Source organism: Micromonospora sp. LZ34 (assembly GCF_052981855.1).
Window position 1 is genome coordinate 51148 of record NZ_JBRIQN010000013.1, and the last position, 18866, is coordinate 70013.

Here is an 18866-nt window from a genome sequence, read left to right on the forward strand (position 1 = left end):
CGGGGCCGGCCGGGTTGCCGGCCGCGCTACCGGCGGGCCGACGGGATGCTGGTCTGCCCGTAGACGTTCTGGTAGCGCGCGTGGAGCGACTCGATGTCCTGGGCGGCGATCGGCAGCGGCTCGCCGAGCGCCCGGGCCAGGTGGGCGGTACGGGCGACGTCCTCACACATCACCGCGGCCTTGACCGCCGCCGTGGCGTTCGGCCCGATGGTGAAGACGCCGTGGTTGCGCATCAACACCGCCGGCGAGCGGTGCCCGGACAGGGTGGCGACGATGCCCTTGCCGATGTCGTCGCCGCCGATGAGGGCGAACGGGCCGACCGGGATCTCGCCGCCGAACTCGTCCGCCTGAGCGGTGAGGTGGCAGGGGATCGACTCGCCCCGGGCGGCCCAGGCGGTCGCGTAGCTGCTGTGGGTGTGCACGACACCACCGACGTCGGGCATCGCCCGGTAGACGTAGGCGTGCGCGGCGGTGTCGCTCGACGGCGACAGGTCTCCCTCCACCACGACTCCGTCCAGGTCGCAGACGACCATGTTGTCGGGCCGTAGGTCGTCGTACGACACGCCGCTCGGCTTGATCACCATCAGGTCCCGACCCGGCACCCGCGCCGAGACGTTGCCCGCCGTCCAGGCGACCAGGTTGTACCTGACCAGCTCGGCGTGCAGGGCGGCCACCGTCTCGCGCAGCCGCGCCACCTCGCCGCCCATGATCGACCGCTCGCTCATGCCATCACCTCCAGGGAAAGCGCGGCCTCGCCGGCCGGCGGGGGAGTGGCCGCCGATCGGGCGGCGTTCCGAATGGCGCGCAGGCGCAGCAGCACGTCGTCGCCGCCCCGGCCGAAGTGGTCGTGCAGTCGCCGGTATTCGGCGTACAGCGCGTCGTAGGCGCGGACCCGCTCCGGATCGGGCAGGAACGCGTCGCGGTCGACCCGGCCCATCGCCGCGGAGGCCGTCGGTACGTCGGGATGGGCCCCGGCCGCGACCGCCGCGTGGATCGCCGAGCCCAGTGCCGGGCCCTGTGCGGAGCCGATGATGCCCAGCGGCCGGTTGGTGACGTCGGCGTAGATCTGCATCAGCAGCTGATTGCCGGTCAGTCCACCGGCGACGATCAGCTCGTCCACCGGCACCCCCGCCGCCGCGAAGGCCTCGATGATCATGCGGGTCCCGTACGCGGTGGACTCCAGCAGCGCACGGTAGATGTCCGGCGGCCGGGTGGCCAGGGTCAGCCCGACGATCACCCCGCTCAGGTCGTGGTTGACCAGCAGCGACCGGTTGCCGTTCCACCAGTCCAGCGCCACCAGCCCGTGCGCGCCCACGGGTTGCGCGGCGGCCTGCTCGCTGAGCAGTTCGTGCGAGGCGTAGCCGTCGGGCGCGGCGTGCTCGACGTACCAGCCGAAGATGTCGCCGACCCCGCTCTGGCCGGCCTCGTATCCCCAGTGGCCCGCGCTGATGCCGCCGTCGACCACGCCGCACATGCCGGACACCTCGGCCGGCTCCCTGCCGTTGACGACGTGGCAGGTGGACGTGCCCATGATGGCGACCAGCCGGCCCGGTTCGAGGGCCTGGGCGGCCGCGGCGGTGACGTGGGCGTCCACGTTGCCGACCGCCACCGCGATGCCCTCGGGCAGGCCCGTCCACGCCGCGGCCTGCGCGGTCAGCCCGCCGGCCCGCCCGCCCAACGCCGCCAGTGGACCGTCGATCTTCTGCACGAAGTCGGCGAAGGCCGGGTTCAGCGCGGCCAGGTACTCCCGGGACGGGTAACGGCCGCCTTGGCGGAGGCCCTTGTACCCCGCGGTGCACACGTTGCGGGTCTCGACGCCGCACAACTGCCAGACGATCCAGTCGGCGGCCTCGATCCACCGCTTCGCCCGGGCGTAGACCTCGGGGTCCTCCTCGAGCAGCTGCAACGCCTTGGCGAACTGCCATTCGGCGGAGATCTTGCCGCCGTAGCGACCGATCCACGGCTCTCCGCGCTGGTGGGCCAGGGCGTTGATCCGGTCGGCCTGGTGCTGGGCGGCGTGGTGCTTCCACAGCTTGACGTAGGCGTGCGGGCGGACGCGTAGGTCGGGCAGCTCGCACAACGGGGTGCCGTCGGCCAGGGTGGGCAGCACGGTGCAGGCGGTGAAGTCGATGCCGATGCCGATGACCCGGTCGGCGGCGACACCGCTCGCGACGAGCGCCGCGGGCACGGCGTGCCGCAGCACGTCACGGTAGTCGTCGGGATCCTGCAGGGCCCAGTCGACCGGCAGCGCCTGTCCGTCGGCGGCCAGCACCTGGTCCATCACGCCGCTGCGGTAGGCGTGCACCGCGGTGCCCAGTTCGGCGCCGTCGCGCACCCGTACGACCAGGGCGCGCCCGGACAACGTTCCGAAGTCGACGCCGATGACGAACCGGTCGTCCGGGCCCGCCGACACGCTCATGACATCCTCCGCTCGCCTGTTGGCCAACAGTGTTAGCGCTCACATTGGTTCCGTCAAGGCCGCGTCGGACACCTGCTCGCAACGCCGGCGACCAACTGCGCCAGCGACTGTCCGGTGCGTCGGATCCGTGTCGCCCGCATCGAGTGGAGGGCCTTCGCCCCCGATCCGTTGCTCCGTCGGAGTTGCGCGTGGCCGACCCGCTCCTCCTCCCCCGCGTGATCGACATCGTCCGGCGACCTGACGGCGGTTCGGGGGACCGGGGCCCCGACCTGGGAGGGCTTCCGCCGCGGTGCGGCCGGGCGGTGGGCCGCCGGTGCGCCACGGCGTGGCGGCGCCCCGGAACGCCGACCGGCACCGTTACGAGACCGTGACGGGCGTATTTCTCGGGCGGGTGTTGACGCCGTCATTGTGAGCGCTAACACTACGGCAGGGTTGCCCGTATCCGGCGGGTCCGGAGAGGAGAGACAGCTCGTGGGTAGACGATTTCTGGCCGCTCTCGGTGGGACGGTGCTGGCCCTCGGCCTCGCGGCCTGCAGCGGCGAAGGCGCCGGTGGCGGCGGCGACACCAGCGGGGATCGGCCCGCTGACCTGACCATCGGCGTCTCGATGCCGACGCAGACCTCGGAGCGGTGGATCGCCGACGGCAACTCGGTGAAGGAGAAGCTGGAGGCGAAGGGATACAAGGTCGATCTCCAGTACGCCGGAGACGACATCCCCACCCAGTCGCAGCAGGTCGACCAGATGATCACACAAGGCGCCGACGTGCTGGTCATCGCCGCGATCGACGGCACCGCGCTCAGCGGGCAGTTGCAGGCGGCGGCGGAGGCCAAGATCCCGGTCATCGCCTACGACCGGCTGATCCGGGACAGCCCCAACGTCGACTTCTACGTCAGCTTCGACAACTACAAGGTCGGCGTCGCCCAGGCCACCGCGCTGCTGGCCGGCCTCGGCCTGCAGAACAAGGACGGCTCCAAGGGCTCAGCGACCGGACCGTTCAACGTCGAACTGTTCGCGGGGTCGCTCGACGACAACAACGCCCACTTCTTCTTCGACGGGGCGATGGACACGCTCAAGCCGTTCCTCGACGCCGGCACCCTGCGGGTGAAGTCCGGGCAGACGAAGATCGAGCAGGTGGCGATCCTGCGATGGCAGCAGGAGACCGCGCAGAAGCGGATGGAGGACCTGCTGACCTCCAGCTACAACGACGGCACGCGGGTCGACGGGGTCCTCTCCCCGTACGACGGGCTCTCGCGGGGAATCATCACGGCGTTGCAGAACGCCGGGTACGGCGGCCCGCGAAACAAGATCCCGGTGGTGACCGGCCAGGACGCCGAGATCGCCTCGGTCAAGCTCATCAACGACGGCGTCCAGAACTCCACGATCTTCAAGGACACCCGGCTGCTCGCCGAACAGGCCGTGATCGCCGCCGAGGCGTTCCTGCAGGAGAAGCAGCCGCAGGCCAACGACACCACCACCTACAACAACGGGGTCAAGGTCGTTCCGTCGCACCTGCTGCCGGTCCAGACCGTCTACAAGGACGACATCAAGCCCGTCCTCGTCGACTCCGGTTACTGGACCGCCGAGGAGGTCGCCGCCGGCCAGGCCAAGGGCTGACCGGCCGCCGGGCTCGGTGGCGCGCATCCCCACCGAGCCCGGTCGTACCGCACCCGAGCCCGCAACGATCAGGACGGTGACCATGGACGACCACATCCTCGAGATGCGGCACATCACGAAGACCTTCCCCGGGGTGACGGCGCTGCGGGACGTCTCGCTCGCGGTGCGACGCGGAGCGATCCACGCGATCTGCGGTGAGAACGGCGCCGGCAAGTCCACCCTGATGAAGGTGCTGTCGGGCGTGTATCCGTCCGGCAGCTACGACGGCGAGATCGTCTTCGACGGCGAGCCGGTGCACTTCCGGGGCATCCGCGACAGCGAGGCGCGCGGCATCGTCATCATCCATCAGGAACTCGCCCTGGTGCCGTATCTGTCGATCGCCGAGAACATCTTCCTCGGCAACGAGCGGCGCGGCGCCGGCGGCCTGATCGACTGGAACCGGACCAACGCCGAGGCGGCGCGGCTGCTGGAGTCGGTGGGGCTGCACGAGAGCCCCGTCACGCCGGTCATCCAGCTCGGCGTGGGCCAGCAACAGCTGGTGGAGATCGCCAAGGCGCTGTCCAAGAAGGTCCGCCTGCTCATCCTCGACGAACCGACCGCCGCGCTCAACGACATCGACTCGACTCACCTGCTGGACCTGATGCGCCGGCTCCGGCAGCAGGGGATCACCTGCATCATGATCTCGCACAAGCTCAACGAGATCACCGCGATCGCCGACTCGACCACCGTCATCCGCGACGGGCGGACGGTCGAGACGCTCGACGTGCGCTCCACCGCCGTGACGCAGGAGCGGATCATCCGCGGCATGGTGGGCCGTGACCTGGCCAGCTTCTACCCGGAGCGGGTGTCGTCGCCGGGTGCGGAGGTGCTGCGGATCGAGGACTGGACCGTGCGGCACCCGACCCAGGACCGGCGGGTGGTCGACAGTGTCAGCCTGAACGTCCGGGCCGGCGAGGTCGTCGGCATCGCCGGACTCATGGGCGCGGGGCGGACCGAACTCGCCATGAGCGTGTTCGGCCGGTCGTACGGACGCGACATCACCGGCCGGCTGTTCGTGCACGGCCGCGAGGTCAGGGCGCGCACGGTGGCGGAGGCGATCGACAACGGCATCGCGTACGCGACGGAGGACCGCAAGCGCTACGGACTCAACCTGATCGACGATGTACGCGGCAACATCTCGGCGGCGGCGCTGGGCAAGCTCGCCCGCCTGGGTTGGGTGGACGGCAACCAGGAGATCAAGGTCGCCGAGGCGGGCCGCCGTGACATGAACATCAAGGCACCGAGCGTCATGGCGGTGGTCGGCAAGCTGTCCGGCGGCAACCAGCAGAAGGTCGTCCTGTCGAAGTGGCTGTTCACCGACCCGGACGTGCTGATCCTGGACGAGCCGACGCGCGGCATCGACGTCGGGGCGAAGTTCGAGATCTACACGATCGTCAACCGCCTGGTGGCGGACGGCAAGGCCGTCATCCTCATCTCCTCGGAGCTCCCGGAACTGCTCGGGATGTGCGACCGGATCTACACCCTCGCGGCCGGCAGGATCACCGGCGAACTGCCGGTCGGGGAGGCCACCCAGGAAAAACTCATGGAACTCATGACGAAGGACAGGGAACCCGTCGGATGACCAGCACCAAGCCTCCCGCGGCTCCACACCGTACGCCGTCCGACGGCGCGGCCGCCGCCCTGCACACCGGGACCAGCAACCCACGAACCCTGATCCTGGGCAACCTTCGGCAGAGCGGGATCTACATCGCCCTCGTCGTGATCGTCGCCCTCTTCGCGATCCTGACCGACGGCGTGTCACTCAGCCCCGGCAACATCACGAACATCGTCCTGCAGTACTCGTACATCCTGGTGCTCGCGATCGGCATGGTCATCGTGATCATCGGGGGACACATCGACCTCTCGGTGGGGTCCGTGGTCGCGCTCACCGGTGCCGTCTCCGCCGTGCTCGTCATCCGGGAGGGGTACCCCTGGTGGATCGGCGTCCTGGCCGCACTGGCCGTCGGAATCGCGGTCGGGGCCTGGCACGGGATCTGGGTTGCCTACGCAGGAATACCGGCCTTCATCGTCACCCTGGCCGGCATGCTCCTGTTCCGCGGGCTCACCCTCCGCGTGCTCGACAACATTTCCCTGTCGCCGTTCCCGGCCGAGTACCAGCGGGTCGCGGCGGGGTTCCTCAACGGGCTGCTCGGTGGCCAGGGCTACGACGCCTTCACCCTCCTCATCGGGGCCGTCGCGGTGGCGGGCTACGCGGTGAGCGGCTTCCGGACCCGGGTGGCCCGCATCCGCTACGAGCAGCCCGTCGAATCGTTCCCGCTGTTCGTCGCGCGGGTGACGCTGGTGGCCGCCGTCGTCATGTACTTCGCCTGGCAACTGGCCCACGCCCGTGGGCTCCCCATCGTGCTGATCATCCTGGCCGTGCTCGTGCTCGTCTACGGCCTGCTCACCCGGCGTACGGTCTTCGGTCGACAGGTCTACGCGATCGGCGGCAACCTGCCGGCGGCGATGCTGTCCGGGGTGCGGGTCCGCACCGTCAACTTCTGGGTCTTCGTCAACATGGGTTTTCTCTCCGCCGTCGCCGGGGTCATCTACTCGTCGCGATCCAACGGGGCCCAACCCGCGGCCGGCAACATGTTCGAACTGGACGCGATCGCGGCGGCCTTCATCGGCGGCGCGGCCGTCACCGGCGGGGTCGGCACCGTCGTGGGCGCCATGGTCGGCGGCCTCATCATGGCGGTGATGAGCAATGGCATGCAGCTGATGGGGGTCGACCAGTCGGTGCAGTCGGTGGTGAAGGGACTGGTGCTGCTGGTCGCCGTGGCCTTCGACGTGTACAACAAGCGGCGCGCCGGCCGCTGACGCCGGGAGATGGCACCGAGCCGGCCTAGCTGGCGCGGAAGGCGGCCCGGTACGCCTGCGGGCTGGTCCCGACGACCCGCTTGAAGCGGTCCCGGAAGGCCGTCGGTGAGCCGAACCCGACCTGCGCGGCGATGCGTTCCACGGGGTACGTCGTGGTTTCGAGCAGGTGTTGGGCCTGCCGGACGCGGGTCCGCTGCAACCACTGCAGCGGACTGGTGCCCGCCTGCTCCCGGAAGTACCGGTTGAGGCTGCGGGTGCTCATCCCGGCGTGCGCGGCGATGTCCCGCAGGGTCAGGTCCCGGTCGAGGTTGTCCTGCATCCACCGCAGCACCGGTTCGAGGACCGAGCCCTTCGGCGCGGGCGGGGTGTCGTGCACGATGAACTGTGCCTGGCCGCCCTCGCGTTCCAGGGCCATCACCGCCAGCCGGGCGGCGTCGGCGGCCACCGCGGAGCCGAAATCCCGGCGGACCAGGTGCAGGCACAGGTCCAGGCCGGCGGCCGCGCCGGCCGAGGTGAGGAGTTGTCCATTGTCGACGTAGAGCACGTCGGGATCCACCCGCACGGCGGGATGCCGGCGCGCGAGCAGGTCGGCGACGAGCCAGTGGGTGGTGGCGCGCTGCCCGTCGAGCAGCCCGGTCGCGGCGAGGACGAACGCGCCGACGCAGATGGACGCCAAGCGGGTGCCGTCGGCGGCGGCCTGTCGGAGCGCCTCCAGCACCACGTCGGGTACGGGCGCGGCGGGGTCGGCGCGCCCGGGCACGACGACGGTGTCGGCCTGGGTCAGCGCGTCGAGACCCCAGGGTGCGTGCAGGCGGAACAGGCCAGCCTCGATCATCGGGGTGGGCGCGCACACCCGGACTCGGTACGCCTGGCCCCCGCCGGGTAGGCGGGCGCGGCTGAACACCTCGATCGGGGTCGCCAGGTCGAACGGAATGAGCCCGTCCAGCGCGAGCACGGCCACGGTGTGCATGGCACGACAGTAGGGGGCCCGCCGGTTCCCGCCAAGCGTGCCGACGAGCCCGATCGATCCCGATCCCGGGCTGGCGAGAATCCGTTGGAAGGTGGCAATCCCGCCGCTGGCCGATGATCCTCGTCGGCTCTAGCGTCGGCTCGTGACCAAGCTCCTGCTTTCCCTGCACGTCCTGGCCGCGATCCTGGCGGTCGGACCGGTGACCGTGGCGGCCAGCATGTTCCCGGCGGCGGTCCGCCGGCTGCGCGCCGAACCGACCGCCCGGCGGGCCGCCGCGCCGGCCCTGCTGCACCGGATCTGTCGCGTCTACGCGATGCTCGGCGTCAGCGTCCCGATCTTCGGCTTCGCCACCGCCAGCAGCCTCGGCGTCCTGGGCGACCCGTGGCTGATCACGTCGATCGTGCTGACCGCCGTGGCCGCGGCGACCCTGGCCTTCGGCGTACTGCCCGGCCAGGCGGCGCTGCTCGCCGATCCGGCTGCCGCCCCGGGCGGGCCGGCCCCGGCTGGGCGACCGGCAGCCCGGCTCGCGATGCTGACCGGCGTGTTCAACCTGGCGTGGGCCACGGTCACCGTGCTGATGGTCTGGCGCCCCGGCTCCACCACGGGAGCGTGACCGTGGACAGCGGGATCCGGCTGCTTCGCGTCGCCGCCCTCGTCGAACTCGTCTCTCTGGTCGTCCTGCTGGCCAACCTCGCCACGGCGCACTGGTCGGCCGTGTCGTCCCTGGCCGGGCCGGTGCACGGATGCGCGTACCTCTTCGTGGTCGGCGTTGCCGCGAGCCGTCGCCCGGTGACAGCCGGAACGATCCTGACCGCGCTCGTCCCGGGTGTCGGTGGGCTGCTCCTCGACCGAAGGTTCATGTCGGCCCGGGACCGCCGTGCACCGACCTCGGCAGGGTCGATCGATGGTGGCGGGGACGGGAGCGTGGCCGCGGGCACCCTCGACGAGCCGGTGCGGTAGCGCCTGACAGCAGAGTGCACCCGCCCGACGGAAGGTGTGCCGGCACTGCAAGCGGGTACGCCCTGCCGACTGGACCGGGGGAGGCGTGGATGGCGAGCGAGGCGCCGGACTACTTCCAGCCCGAGGGTGGGCTGGTGCTCACGCACCTGCTGATCGTGCGGGACGTGGACCGTTCGCGGGAGTTCTACCGGCGGGTGCTCGGCGCGACGGTGGTGCGGGAACGCCAGCCGGCGATCCTGCGGTTCCACAACAGCTACATCGTGATCAACGACGAGGGCGGTCCGACCGACGACAAGCCTGACGTACGGGCACAGGCGCCGCCGGATCCGAACACGCTCAGCGGCGCGATGAACGTCCGGGTCACCGACGTCCGGAAGGTCTACGAGCTGTGGCGGTCACGGGGTGGGGAGTTCCTGACCGAGCCGAAGGACCACGGCGTCGAGGTCCGCTGCTACCTGCGGGATCCGGACGGCTACCTGATCGAGCTCGGGCAGGGCACCGGCATCCTCGCCGAGATGGGCCGGGTCGCTCCCGCCGCAGCCTGACGACCGGTTCATCGCTCTCGGCCGCCGGGCAGCTGGCCAGTAAACCCCGACGTGCGCGGCATCGTCGCGTCCATCTCCGGATGAGAGCGGGGGAGCGCCAGCGGAGACAGCGCGAAGGGCTCGGCTGTGGCAGGGTGCGGAGCACCCACCCCAGACCTGACCGGAGCGTGACGGCATGGCGCACATTCCCCTTGGAGTCGACGAGCAGCAGTTCCCCGGCATCGTCGGGCTGATGCGGTTCCGCCCCGAGACGGCGAGGCCGCTCAACGAACTGGCCGAGGTCCTCCTGCGCTCCGAGCCGCACCCGTTGACTCCGGGGGAGCGTGAGCTGATCGCCGCCTACGTTTCCGGGCTGAACGAATACGGCTACTGCGCCTCGGGTCACTCCGCGGTCGCCGCAGCCCGACTCGACGGCGGCATGCCGCTGGTCGAGCAGGTCCGCGCCGATCCGGAGAACGCGCCGATCTCCGGCAAGCTGCGCGCCCTGCTGCGCATCGCCGCCGCCGTCCGGCAGGACGGCCGGAAGGTGACCGCCGACCTGGTGACGGGGGCGCGCGCCGAGGGCGCTACCGACCTGGAGATCCACGACACGGTGCTGATCGCCGCCGCCTTCTCCATGTTCAACCGGTACGTCGACGGTCTGGGCGCCGTCGCGCCCGCCGACCCGCAGGCGTACGCGGCGGCGGCGCGCCGGATCGTCGACCACGGCTACGCCGCACACTGACCGCTCCGACGGCTGACCGTCGGTCGGCCGCACCTGGACGTGGTTGCGGCTCCCAGGCGACGGCGAGATCGCCGTCGACCAGGATCGTCAGGTCGGGTTTCGCGCGTCCACCGACCAGTCCGACCGACCGGGCCCAAGGTCCGGATCGGTGCGCGGACGAGTCGGCGGGCGCAGGAATGGGGGAGGTGGCCGCTAGGCTGGCGCCCGCCCCCGCTAGCAGGAGAAACCGACCATGCCCGACAGCGTCTTCGCGCAGTTCGCCACCGACGACGGGCGGCTCGCCGCCGAACTGCTGGTGCAGCCGGCGATCAACGCCGCGCTGGTGCACAACCGGGTGCCGCTGGTACGGCACCTGACGCTGACCAATGTGGGCGACACTCCGCTGGCCGGGGCGACGGTGACGCTGGAGCTGCTCGGGCCCGACGGCGCCCTCACCGAGTCATGGACCCGCACGCTGGCCACCCCGCTGCGCCCGGGTGCGACCACGAGCTGGGACGACTTCCGCGAGTTCGTGCCGGACCGCGGCCTGCTCGGCCGCACCGACGAGGCGTTCCCGGTCGACTACCGGCTCACCGTCACCGGCCACGGCCAGCCCGGGCTGCGGCTGGTCGCGCCGTCGTCGGTGCTGGCCCACAACGAGTGGTTCAACAGCCCCGCCCTCTACGACACGCTGGCCGCGTTCGTGCAGCCCAACACCACGGCGGTCGCCGCGGTGCTGCGCGCGGCGGCGCAGATCCTGCTGGCCCGCACCGGATCGGGGTCGCTGCAGGGCTATCAGGAGGGCTCGGAGCGCGCCGCGCTGATCGCCGGCGCGGTCTACGAGGCGCTGCGCGGCCTCGGCATCACCTACCAGATCCTGCCGGCGTCGTTCGAGAACACCGGGCAGAAGGTACGCACCACCGCCGCCGTCCTCGACGGCCGGCTCGGCAACTGCCTCGACCTGTCGGTCACCTACGCGGCCTGCCTGGAAGCGGCCGGGCTGCACCCGCTCATCTTCATCACCGAGGGGCACGCCTTCGGCGGCTTCCTCCTCGAGGAGGAGCGGCTCGGTTCCGCCGCGGTGACCGAGACGAACCTGCTCATCTCCATGGTCGATTCCGGCCGGGCGGTGCCGGTGGAGCTGACCCGGCTCGGGCCGGGCGCGCAGACCGCCACCTTCACCCAGGCGGTGCAGGCCGGCCTCGGCCATTTCCGCGGCCAGGGGCAGCGGCTGCAGGGCGTCGTCGACGTGCACCTGGCCCACCGCTCGGGGATCCGTCCGCTGCCCTCGACCGACGAGCTGGCCACCACCGCCCCGGCCGAGGACGCGACGGCCGCCGCCGGGGCGTCGATCGACCTGCCGGACGGGGTCGCGGCGGCGAAGCTGCGGCAACTCGCCGACGAGGGCGACGAGGCCCCGCCGCAGTCCGACGGCTCGCCGCCGCGGGTGCAGCAGTGGAAGAAGTCGCTGCTCGACCTGAGCCTGCGCAACCCGCTGCTCAACCTGCCCAAGCGTGGTCGTGGCCTGGACCTGCACGTGCCCGCCGGCGCGCTGCCCCTGCTGGACGACCTGATCCACGACGGCAAACAGGTGCAGATCATCCCGCAGGACGAAATCAGCCACGTGCACGAGCTCGCCGGCACCCGCCGGGCGCAGGACCTCGACGCCGACATGCTGACCCGGGAGCTGCGCACCGACCGGCGCGTCTACGGCGCGGTGACCGAGGTGCGCTACAAGACCGCCATGCGTTCGCTGCAACGCGAGGCGCGCACCATGGAGCAGGAGACCGGCAGTAACTACCTCTACCTGACCATCGGCACCCTGGTGCACGCCAAGAGCACCGGCGGTGAGGCGAACGCGCCGCTGTTCCTGCTGCCGGTGCGGATCGAGGGCGGCACCGGCCGGCGGCCGTACGCCATCGTCATCGACGGCGCCGAGGTCGCCACCCCCAACCACTGCCTGGTGGAGTGGCTGCGGGTGAAGCACGGCGTGCGGATCCCGGAGCTGGAGCGTCCGGTCCTCGACGAGCACGGCATCGACATCGCCAAGACCCTCGCGGCGATCAACGCCGGACTGGTCGACAACCGGCTCAACTACCGCATCGACGAGACCGCCAGCCTGCGCCTGCTGCAGTTCTCCACCTTCCAGATGTGGCGGGACCTCACCGACCACTGGCCGAGGTTCCTGGAGAACCCGGTGGTACGGCACCTGGTGGAGTCGTCCGGGGCCTCGTTCGACGACCCGGCCGGCACCGACGACGACGTGACCGTCGACGAGGCGCAGCTGCACCTGCCGATCCCCGCCGACGGCTCGCAGATGCAGGCCATCGTGCTGGCCGCGCACGGTCAGTCCTTCGTCCTGGAGGGCCCGCCCGGCACCGGCAAGTCGCAGACCATCACCAACATGATCGCCACCGCCGTCGCCGCCGGACGGTCGGTGCTCTTCGTCGCCGAGAAGCAGGCCGCCCTGGACGTGGTCAAACGCCGACTCAAGCAGATCGGCCTCGGCCCGTTCGCTCTCGACCTGCACGGCCGCAAGCAGTCCCTCAACGCCATCCGCCAGCAACTGCGCGACGCCCTCGACCAGCACACCGCGGGCGACGACGGCACCTGGACCGCCGTCGAGACCGCCTACCGCGCCCGGCTCGCACCGCTGGCCAGCTACCCCGAGCAGGTGCACACCGACAACGCCGCCGGCATGTCGCTCTGGTCGGCCTACGAGCAGCGGCTCGCGTACGGCGACGGGCCCACCGCCCCCGTGCCCGCCGGCCACCTCGGCGTGCCGGCCGAGCAGCGCCACCGGGTGGAGACCGCCCTGCGCGAGTTCCCGGCCGCCGCCCGCTCCGCGCGCCTGCGCCCCGAGCACCCCTGGGCGATCAGCGGCCGCCGCGACCTGGACGGCCTGCACGCCGACGCGGTCACCGAGATCGCCGCCGAACTGGAACGCCTCCGCGCCGACCTCGCCACCCGACCCGACCTGCTCGACCTGCTGCGCAGGCTGCCCACCCCGGAGGCGATCCGCGAGGTGCAGGCCGCCGCGTGGCTCGCCGCCCGGGGCGTCCTGCCGGACCGGGACACCACCCTGCGCGGGTCGGACCGGCGCTGGGACGAGACGGTCAACCGGCTGCAGGCCGACCTGACCGGGTTCCGGCACGGCTTCGCCGCCGAGCTGACCACCTTCCGCGGCGACGTCTTCACCGTCGCCGACCTGACCGCCTGGCACGCCGAGGCCCAGGAGGCGGGCAGGCGGCTGTTCGGCAAGCGCAAACGCCGCCAGGCGATCGCCGACCGGCTCGCCGTGCACCTGCAGCCCGGCGCGACGATCGACCCCGAGCAGGTGGAGCTGGTCACCGGTCGGCTGGCCGCCGCGCAGGCCCACGCCGCCGCGCTGCACCAGCAGGTGACCGCCACCGGCGGGCTGCTGCTGCCCCCCACCTGGCGCCCCACCGACCCGCACGCCGAACAGCAGCTCCGCGACGCGGTCGAGGCGACCCGGACGAGCCGGACCCTGCTCGCCGCGTACCCCGCGGTGTGGGAGCTGCTGCGGGGCTTCGGGCAGGCGCAGGCGGCGCTGCTGGACCGGACCGCCGCGCGGTGGCGGGCCTGGCAGGGCGTGCTGGCCAGCGGTACGGCGGAGCTGGCGCTCTGGACCGGCGGAACCCACTGGCTCGACGCCTGGGAGCGCGACGGCGCCACCTGGCTGGCCGACCTGCGGGCGGAGGAGCTGTTCCCGCTGCGCCGCTGGGCCACCCTGCTCGGCCACGGCGATGTCCTCACCGCCGCCGGGCTGGTCGAATACCGGGAGCAGCTGCTGCGCGGCGCGGTCAACCCGCAGCTCGCCGAGGAGGCCTACCGGCGCGGGCTCGCCCAGACCTCGCTGACCGAGCGGCTGCGCGCCGGCGGACTCCAGTACTTCGACCCGGAGCTGCACGACGACCAGATCGCCCAGTTCGAGGCGGCCGCCGGGCAGCTGCGCGCCACGCTGCCGCACCGACTTCCGTCCGTGCTGGTCGACCGCCGGCCCTTCCGCCCCACCGAACGCCGCGGCCGGTTCGCCGACTTCGCCGCCGAACTGCGCCGCAAGCGCGGCGGCCGCTCCTTCCGGGAGCTGTTCGAGCTGTACCCGGACGTGGTGCTGACGCTGACCCCCTGCGTGCTGGTCAGCCCGGCGTCGGCCGCGAACTTCCTCGTCTCCGGGCGCCAACGCTTCGACCTGGTCATCTTCGACGAGGCCTCGCAGATCCGGGTCGCCGAGGCCGTCGGCGCGATGGGCCGCGGCCGCGCCGTGGTGGTGGTCGGCGACTCCCGGCAGATGCCCCCGACGAGCATCATGCAGGCCACCCACACCCCCGACGAGCCGGACGAGGGCGACGGGCCGGTCCCGGAGGACCTCGAGAGCATCCTCAGCGAAGCGGTCGAATCCGGACTGCCGCAGCGGTGGCTGTCGTGGCACTACCGCAGCCACGACGAGTCGCTGATCGCCTTCTCCAACCGCTACTACTACGACAGCAAACTCTCCAGCCTGCCCTCGCCCGGCGCCGGCGAGACCGCCGGCATCACCTGGCGCCGCGTCGACGGCCAGTACGACCGCGGTGCCACCCGCACCAACGAGGTGGAAGCGAGAGCCATTCTCGACGAGATCGTCCGACGCCTGCACGACCCGGCCACCGCCGGCCAGTCGATCGGCGTGGTCACCTTCAACATCCAGCAGCGCGACCTCATCCTCAACCTTCTCGAGGAGAGCACCGACCCGCTCCTCCGCGACCAGCTCGCCGCCACCGCCACCGAGCCGATCTTCGTCAAGAACCTGGAGAACGTGCAGGGCGACGAACGCGACGTGGTGCTCTTCTCGCTGGCCTTCTCCACCAACCCCGACACCGGCCAGCTGCCACTGAACTTCGGCCCGCTCAGCCAGGCCGGCGGTGAACGCCGACTCAACGTCGCGATCACCCGCGCCCGCCGCCAGGTGGTGCTCTACGCCTCCTTCGACCCGTCCGACATCGACCTGTCCCGCACCTCCGCCCTGGGCACCCAGCACCTGCGGGCGTACTGCGAGATGGCCGCCGCCGGCGCGGACCGACTGGGCGACCTGGCGACCGCCCGGGCCGAACGCCGCAGCCGCATCCGCGACGAGGTCGCCGCCGCGCTCCGCACCCGCGGCCACGAGGTCACCACCAACCACGGCCTGTCCGACTTCACGGTCGACATCGCCGTCCGCCAGCCCGGCGCCAGCCGCTGGCAGGTGGCCGTCATGCTCGACAGCCCCGAGTGGGGCAGCCGACCGACCGTGGCGGACCGGGACTCCGCGCCCACCCTGCTCACCTCGATCATGGGCTGGCCGGCCGTGGTCCGCTGCTGGCTGCCGGCGTGGATCCACAACTCGGCCACCCTGCTCGACCAGGTCGACGCCGCCGTCGCCGCGGCGAACCGCGTCGAGCCGACCCCCGACGAACCCGGGTCGCCGGGCCCGTCGGACGGCCGGGGCGCGCTGACCGACCTGCCCGCGCCGCGGCAGGACGCCGAGCCCCTGGCGGAGAGCGCGGCGCCGGGCCAGCGCACGGCCCCGACGCCGCCCGTCGGGGTGCCGACCAGGGAGGATCCGGCCGGATCCGGGAATGACGAGGAGCCGCCGGCCAGCGAGCAGGTCGTCACCATCGCCGCGCTCGCCCCCACCGCCCCGTCCGGGGTGACCACGCCGGTGGGCGTCGCCGCCGCCCCGGGGCTGACCATCCCGGCAGGCCACCCGACCGCCAGCCCCTTCGTGCCGTACGTGCCGACGCTGATCGGCGACCAGGGCGACATCGATCTGATCGGCACCGACCGCCGCATCCGGGACCTCGTCCGGGAGAGCCTGCGCGAGATCATCGCCGTGGAGGGCCCGGTCGAGCAGCACCGGCTCGCCCGACTGACGCTCGCCCGCTTCGGCTTCGCCCGCACCCGGGAGGACCGTCGCGCGGCGGTGCTGAGGCTGGTGGATTCCCGCACCCTGCACCGCCACCCCACCGTCGGGGTCTTCGCCTGGCCGGACGGCATGGACCCGCAGACCTCCCACGCCTACCGCACCACGCAGGCGAGCGCGGACCGGGCCTTCGAGGAGGTGCCGCCCGAGGAGGTCGCCAACGCCCTCGCCCACGCCCTGGCGTTGACCCCGAACCTGGGGGAGGAGCACCTGCTGCGGGCCGGGCTGGAGCTGCTCGGCTACCGCCGCCGCACCGAGAAGATCGACAAACTGCTCCGGTACGGGCTGCACATCGCCATCACCAGCGGCCGGATCCGCCGCGACCGCAGCGGCGACCTCCGGGTAGGACGGTGATCGCGGTGCGGTCACGAGCGTGTGCCGGGGCAACATACGGACGTGCGGAGCACCGAGCACCGGAATAGCCGCGGGAGGCGTTGATGGCGGCACAGGTCGACGCTCCGCAGGGCGCCGGCAGCGGCGGCCGGGCAGCGCACGCGTGGCGGGCCTCGGCGCCGTACCGGCCGCTGATGGCGCTGATGCTGGTCAGCTCGACGGCGTCGTTCGCGGCGCTGGGCGTGCTGGCGCTGTACGCCCGGAACGAGTTGGGCGCCTCCGACACCGAGGTGACGGTCAACTTCGCCCTCGTCGCGGTGGCCAGCATGGCGGCGCTGCTCGCGACCGGTCACCTCTCCGACCGCGCCGGCGTCCGACGGCTGCTCATCCCGGCCAGTCTCGCGTGGCTGGGGATCGGCTACGCGATCCTGGCGAGCGTCCGGTCGTACCCGGCGATGCTCGCCGTCGGGGTCGTCTTCTTCTGCGCGGTCGGCGTCCCCAACGCGCAGCTGATGGCCCACGCCCGTGACCTCGTCGACCGGCAGCGGGACGCCGCCACGTCCACCGCCGTGATCGCCCTGCTGCGCATGCTGCTGTCGATCGGTTCGTTCGCCGGATTCGGCATCGGCGGTCTCGGTCTGGCCTATCTCGGGCCACGGTCGCTCCTGCAGGCCGTGGCCGTCGTCTGCTTCTGCTGCGTGACGCTGTCGTGGTACCTCCTGCGAGCGGGTGACACCGGCGCCGCCGGGACGCCGCCTCCGGGCCTGGACGAGAACACCGACGAACCCGCCGCCGCCCGGACGAGGACGGCGGACGGTCAGCGGCTGCTGCTCGTCCTCGCGGTCGTCATGGTGTTGTTCTCCAGTGGACGCGTGATGCAGTTGGCCCAGCTGCCGATCCTGATGAGTGTCTCCCTGCACGCCCCGCTGCAGCTGACCGGCTTCGCGCTGGCGGTGCCACCGCTGTGCGAGCTGGTGCTCATGCCGGCGATGGCGTTCGCGGCCCAGCGCTGGGGACGCGGCACGGTGTTCCTGGCCGGCGGTGCCGCGAGCGTGCTCTACTACGGCGGGCTGGTCGTCGTGGCCACACCCGGCCAGCTGATGCTGCTGCAGGTCGGGTACGCGATCTTCGGCGCGGCCACCGTGATGGTCGGCATCGACCTGGCGCAGCGGTTGATGCGGGGACGGCCCGGGGCGGCGACGTCGATGTACCTCAGTCACGAGAACGTGGCGACCGTCAACGGAAGCCTCGTGGCGACACTTTCCGTTGCCGCGCTCGGCCACCAGGTCGGCTTCGTCGTCCCGGGAGCGCTGTGCCTGGTGGCGCTCGCCCTCGCGACGTGGGTGTTCGCCCGCCATCCGGACGCGTTCGACCTGCGTCGCCGCCGCCCGGCGCAGCAGCGGCCCTGACGTCCGCGGCAGCTCCGGTTCAGCGTTGCAGCCGGATCTCGGTGGGTTCCCGGTCGCTGCGGAGCCCCTTCCAGGACGGGTGACGCAGTCGGTGATCGGGGGTCCAGGACCGGAAGGTGACGTCGCCGACCAGGACCGGGTCCACCCAGACGGCGTGCCGGGCGTGCTCACGCGGCACCGGGAAGTCGAACGGTGGGTCCGGGCGGCGTAGCGGGTTCAGCCGCTGCTGCAGGTCGCGCAGCGCGGTCTGGGTGAAGCCGGTGCCGACGTGGCCGATGTAGGTCAGCTTGTCGGTGCGGTCGTACATGCCGAGCAGCAGGGAACCGATGGTGCCGGCGCGCCGGCCGGCGCCGGGCTGGTAGCCGCCCACGATGACCTCGACGGTGTCGTTGAGGGGCACCTTCACCCAGGCCGGGGAGCGGCGGCCAGGTTCGTACGGTGAGCCGAGCTGCTTGGCGACGACCCCTTCGAGGCCGAGGTCGGCGGCGGCCGTGGCCAGATCCCGACCGGCGTCGCCGGTCCAGTAGGGCGGGGTGTCGACGCCCTGCCCGCTGAGGTTCAGCTCCTGCAGCGCGCTGCGGCGCTCGGTGTACGGCAGGGCGGTGAGGTCCCGCCCGTCGAGGTGCAGGAGGTCGAACAGGTACAGCCGGACCGGAGTCGCGGTGACCAGTCCGGCGGACGGTGCCCGGACGTGCATGCGGCGCTGCAGCGCGGAGAAGCTGGGCCGGCCCTGGTCGTCGAGCGCCACGATCTCGCCGTCCAGCACCGCCCGCCGACCCGGCAGCAGCTGCGCCAACTCGTCCAGTTCCGGGTACGCCCGGGTGACGTCGCGGTCGTTGCGGCTGAGCAGCCGCACGTCGCCGGCGACGTAGGCGATCGCGCGCACGCCGTCCCACTTGAACTCGTACCCCCAACCGGACCCGCCGGGCAGGGCGCCGCTCGTGGCGAGCATCGGGCGCACGAGGGTCGGCATCCTGGCAGTCACGCCTCGATCATGACCAACTCAGCGTCCCGAGATGCGGCCTTCGGTCAAGCCGGCTCACCGAGTTCACCGGGGAACGTGAAAGACCCGGCCGGTGTCCTGATAACGGCAGG

13 protein-coding genes are annotated in these 18866 nt (G+C 72.0%); 9 read left to right on the top strand and 4 right to left on the bottom strand.

The genetic code is table 11. The features are described from left to right. Nucleotides 1-26 precede the first annotated feature (26 nt). Together ACVCAH_RS16425 and araB are read right to left on the bottom strand one after the other, a co-directional pair. On the bottom strand, nucleotides 27-725 hold the full coding sequence (locus tag ACVCAH_RS16425) for an L-ribulose-5-phosphate 4-epimerase (RefSeq protein WP_447136999.1): 699 nt from the start codon (nucleotides 723-725) through the stop codon (nucleotides 27-29). Further along, entirely contained in the window at nucleotides 722-2419 is a 1698-nt protein-coding gene (gene araB, locus ACVCAH_RS16430; RefSeq protein WP_447137000.1) for a ribulokinase, read from the bottom strand. Before araB ends, ACVCAH_RS16425 begins: the two co-directional genes overlap by 4 nt. Nucleotides 2420-2890: 471 nt before the next feature. On the opposite strand from araB, the gene chvE reads away from it, so the two are divergent. The 3 genes from chvE (at nucleotide 2891) to mmsB (ending at nucleotide 6892) form a co-directional block, all read left to right on the top strand. After that, nucleotides 2891-4033, top strand: a complete 1143-nt coding sequence (chvE, locus tag ACVCAH_RS16435) for a multiple monosaccharide ABC transporter substrate-binding protein (protein WP_447137001.1) — start codon at nucleotides 2891-2893, stop codon at nucleotides 4031-4033. 82 nt (nucleotides 4034-4115) lie between these two features. Beyond that, a complete protein-coding gene (mmsA, locus tag ACVCAH_RS16440; RefSeq protein WP_447137100.1) occupies nucleotides 4116-5654 on the top strand; it encodes a multiple monosaccharide ABC transporter ATP-binding protein in 1539 nt (512 codons plus the stop codon). Next, entirely contained in the window at nucleotides 5651-6892 is a 1242-nt protein-coding gene (gene mmsB / locus ACVCAH_RS16445; protein ID WP_447137002.1) for a multiple monosaccharide ABC transporter permease, read from the top strand. The genes mmsA and mmsB overlap by 4 nt, the downstream gene beginning before the upstream one ends. A 25-nt stretch (nucleotides 6893-6917) precedes the next feature. On the opposite strand, the gene ACVCAH_RS16450 is transcribed toward mmsB, so the two are convergent. After that, nucleotides 6918-7862 (bottom strand): GlxA family transcriptional regulator, encoded by a 945-nt coding sequence (locus tag ACVCAH_RS16450; protein WP_447137003.1) that lies wholly within the window; start codon nucleotides 7860-7862, stop codon nucleotides 6918-6920. 142 nt (nucleotides 7863-8004) lie between these two features. Between ACVCAH_RS16450 and ACVCAH_RS16455 the strand changes: the two genes are divergently transcribed. The 6 genes from ACVCAH_RS16455 (at nucleotide 8005) to ACVCAH_RS16480 (ending at nucleotide 17771) form a co-directional block, all read left to right on the top strand. Continuing rightward, nucleotides 8005-8475 carry a DUF2269 family protein gene (locus ACVCAH_RS16455; RefSeq protein WP_447137004.1) on the top strand — a complete coding sequence of 157 codons (471 nt, stop codon included), beginning with the start codon at nucleotides 8005-8007 and terminating at the stop codon, nucleotides 8473-8475. After that, entirely contained in the window at nucleotides 8472-8822 is a 351-nt protein-coding gene (locus ACVCAH_RS16460) for a DUF3817 domain-containing protein (RefSeq protein WP_447137005.1), read from the top strand. Before ACVCAH_RS16455 ends, ACVCAH_RS16460 begins: the two co-directional genes overlap by 4 nt. An 89-nt stretch (nucleotides 8823-8911) precedes the next feature. Then, nucleotides 8912-9367 (top strand): VOC family protein, encoded by a 456-nt coding sequence (locus ACVCAH_RS16465; RefSeq protein WP_447137006.1) that lies wholly within the window; start codon nucleotides 8912-8914, stop codon nucleotides 9365-9367. 175 nt (nucleotides 9368-9542) lie between these two features. Next, nucleotides 9543-10091 (top strand): carboxymuconolactone decarboxylase family protein, encoded by a 549-nt coding sequence (locus tag ACVCAH_RS16470; protein ID WP_447137007.1) that lies wholly within the window; start codon nucleotides 9543-9545, stop codon nucleotides 10089-10091. 232 nt (nucleotides 10092-10323) lie between these two features. Then, on the top strand, nucleotides 10324-16383 hold the full coding sequence (locus ACVCAH_RS16475) for a DUF4011 domain-containing protein (RefSeq protein WP_447137008.1): 6060 nt from the start codon (nucleotides 10324-10326) through the stop codon (nucleotides 16381-16383). An 83-nt stretch (nucleotides 16384-16466) separates the two neighbouring features. Beyond that, nucleotides 16467-17771: an MFS transporter gene (locus ACVCAH_RS16480; protein WP_447137009.1), complete on the top strand. Its 1305-nt coding sequence runs from the start codon at nucleotides 16467-16469 to the stop codon at nucleotides 17769-17771. A gap of 19 nt (nucleotides 17772-17790) precedes the next feature. Here the strand turns inward: ACVCAH_RS16480 and ligD are convergent, their stop codons facing one another. Next, nucleotides 17791-18756 carry a non-homologous end-joining DNA ligase gene (ligD, locus tag ACVCAH_RS16485; protein ID WP_447137010.1) on the bottom strand — a complete coding sequence of 322 codons (966 nt, stop codon included), beginning with the start codon at nucleotides 18754-18756 and terminating at the stop codon, nucleotides 17791-17793. Between the last annotated feature and the right edge of the window lie 110 nt (nucleotides 18757-18866).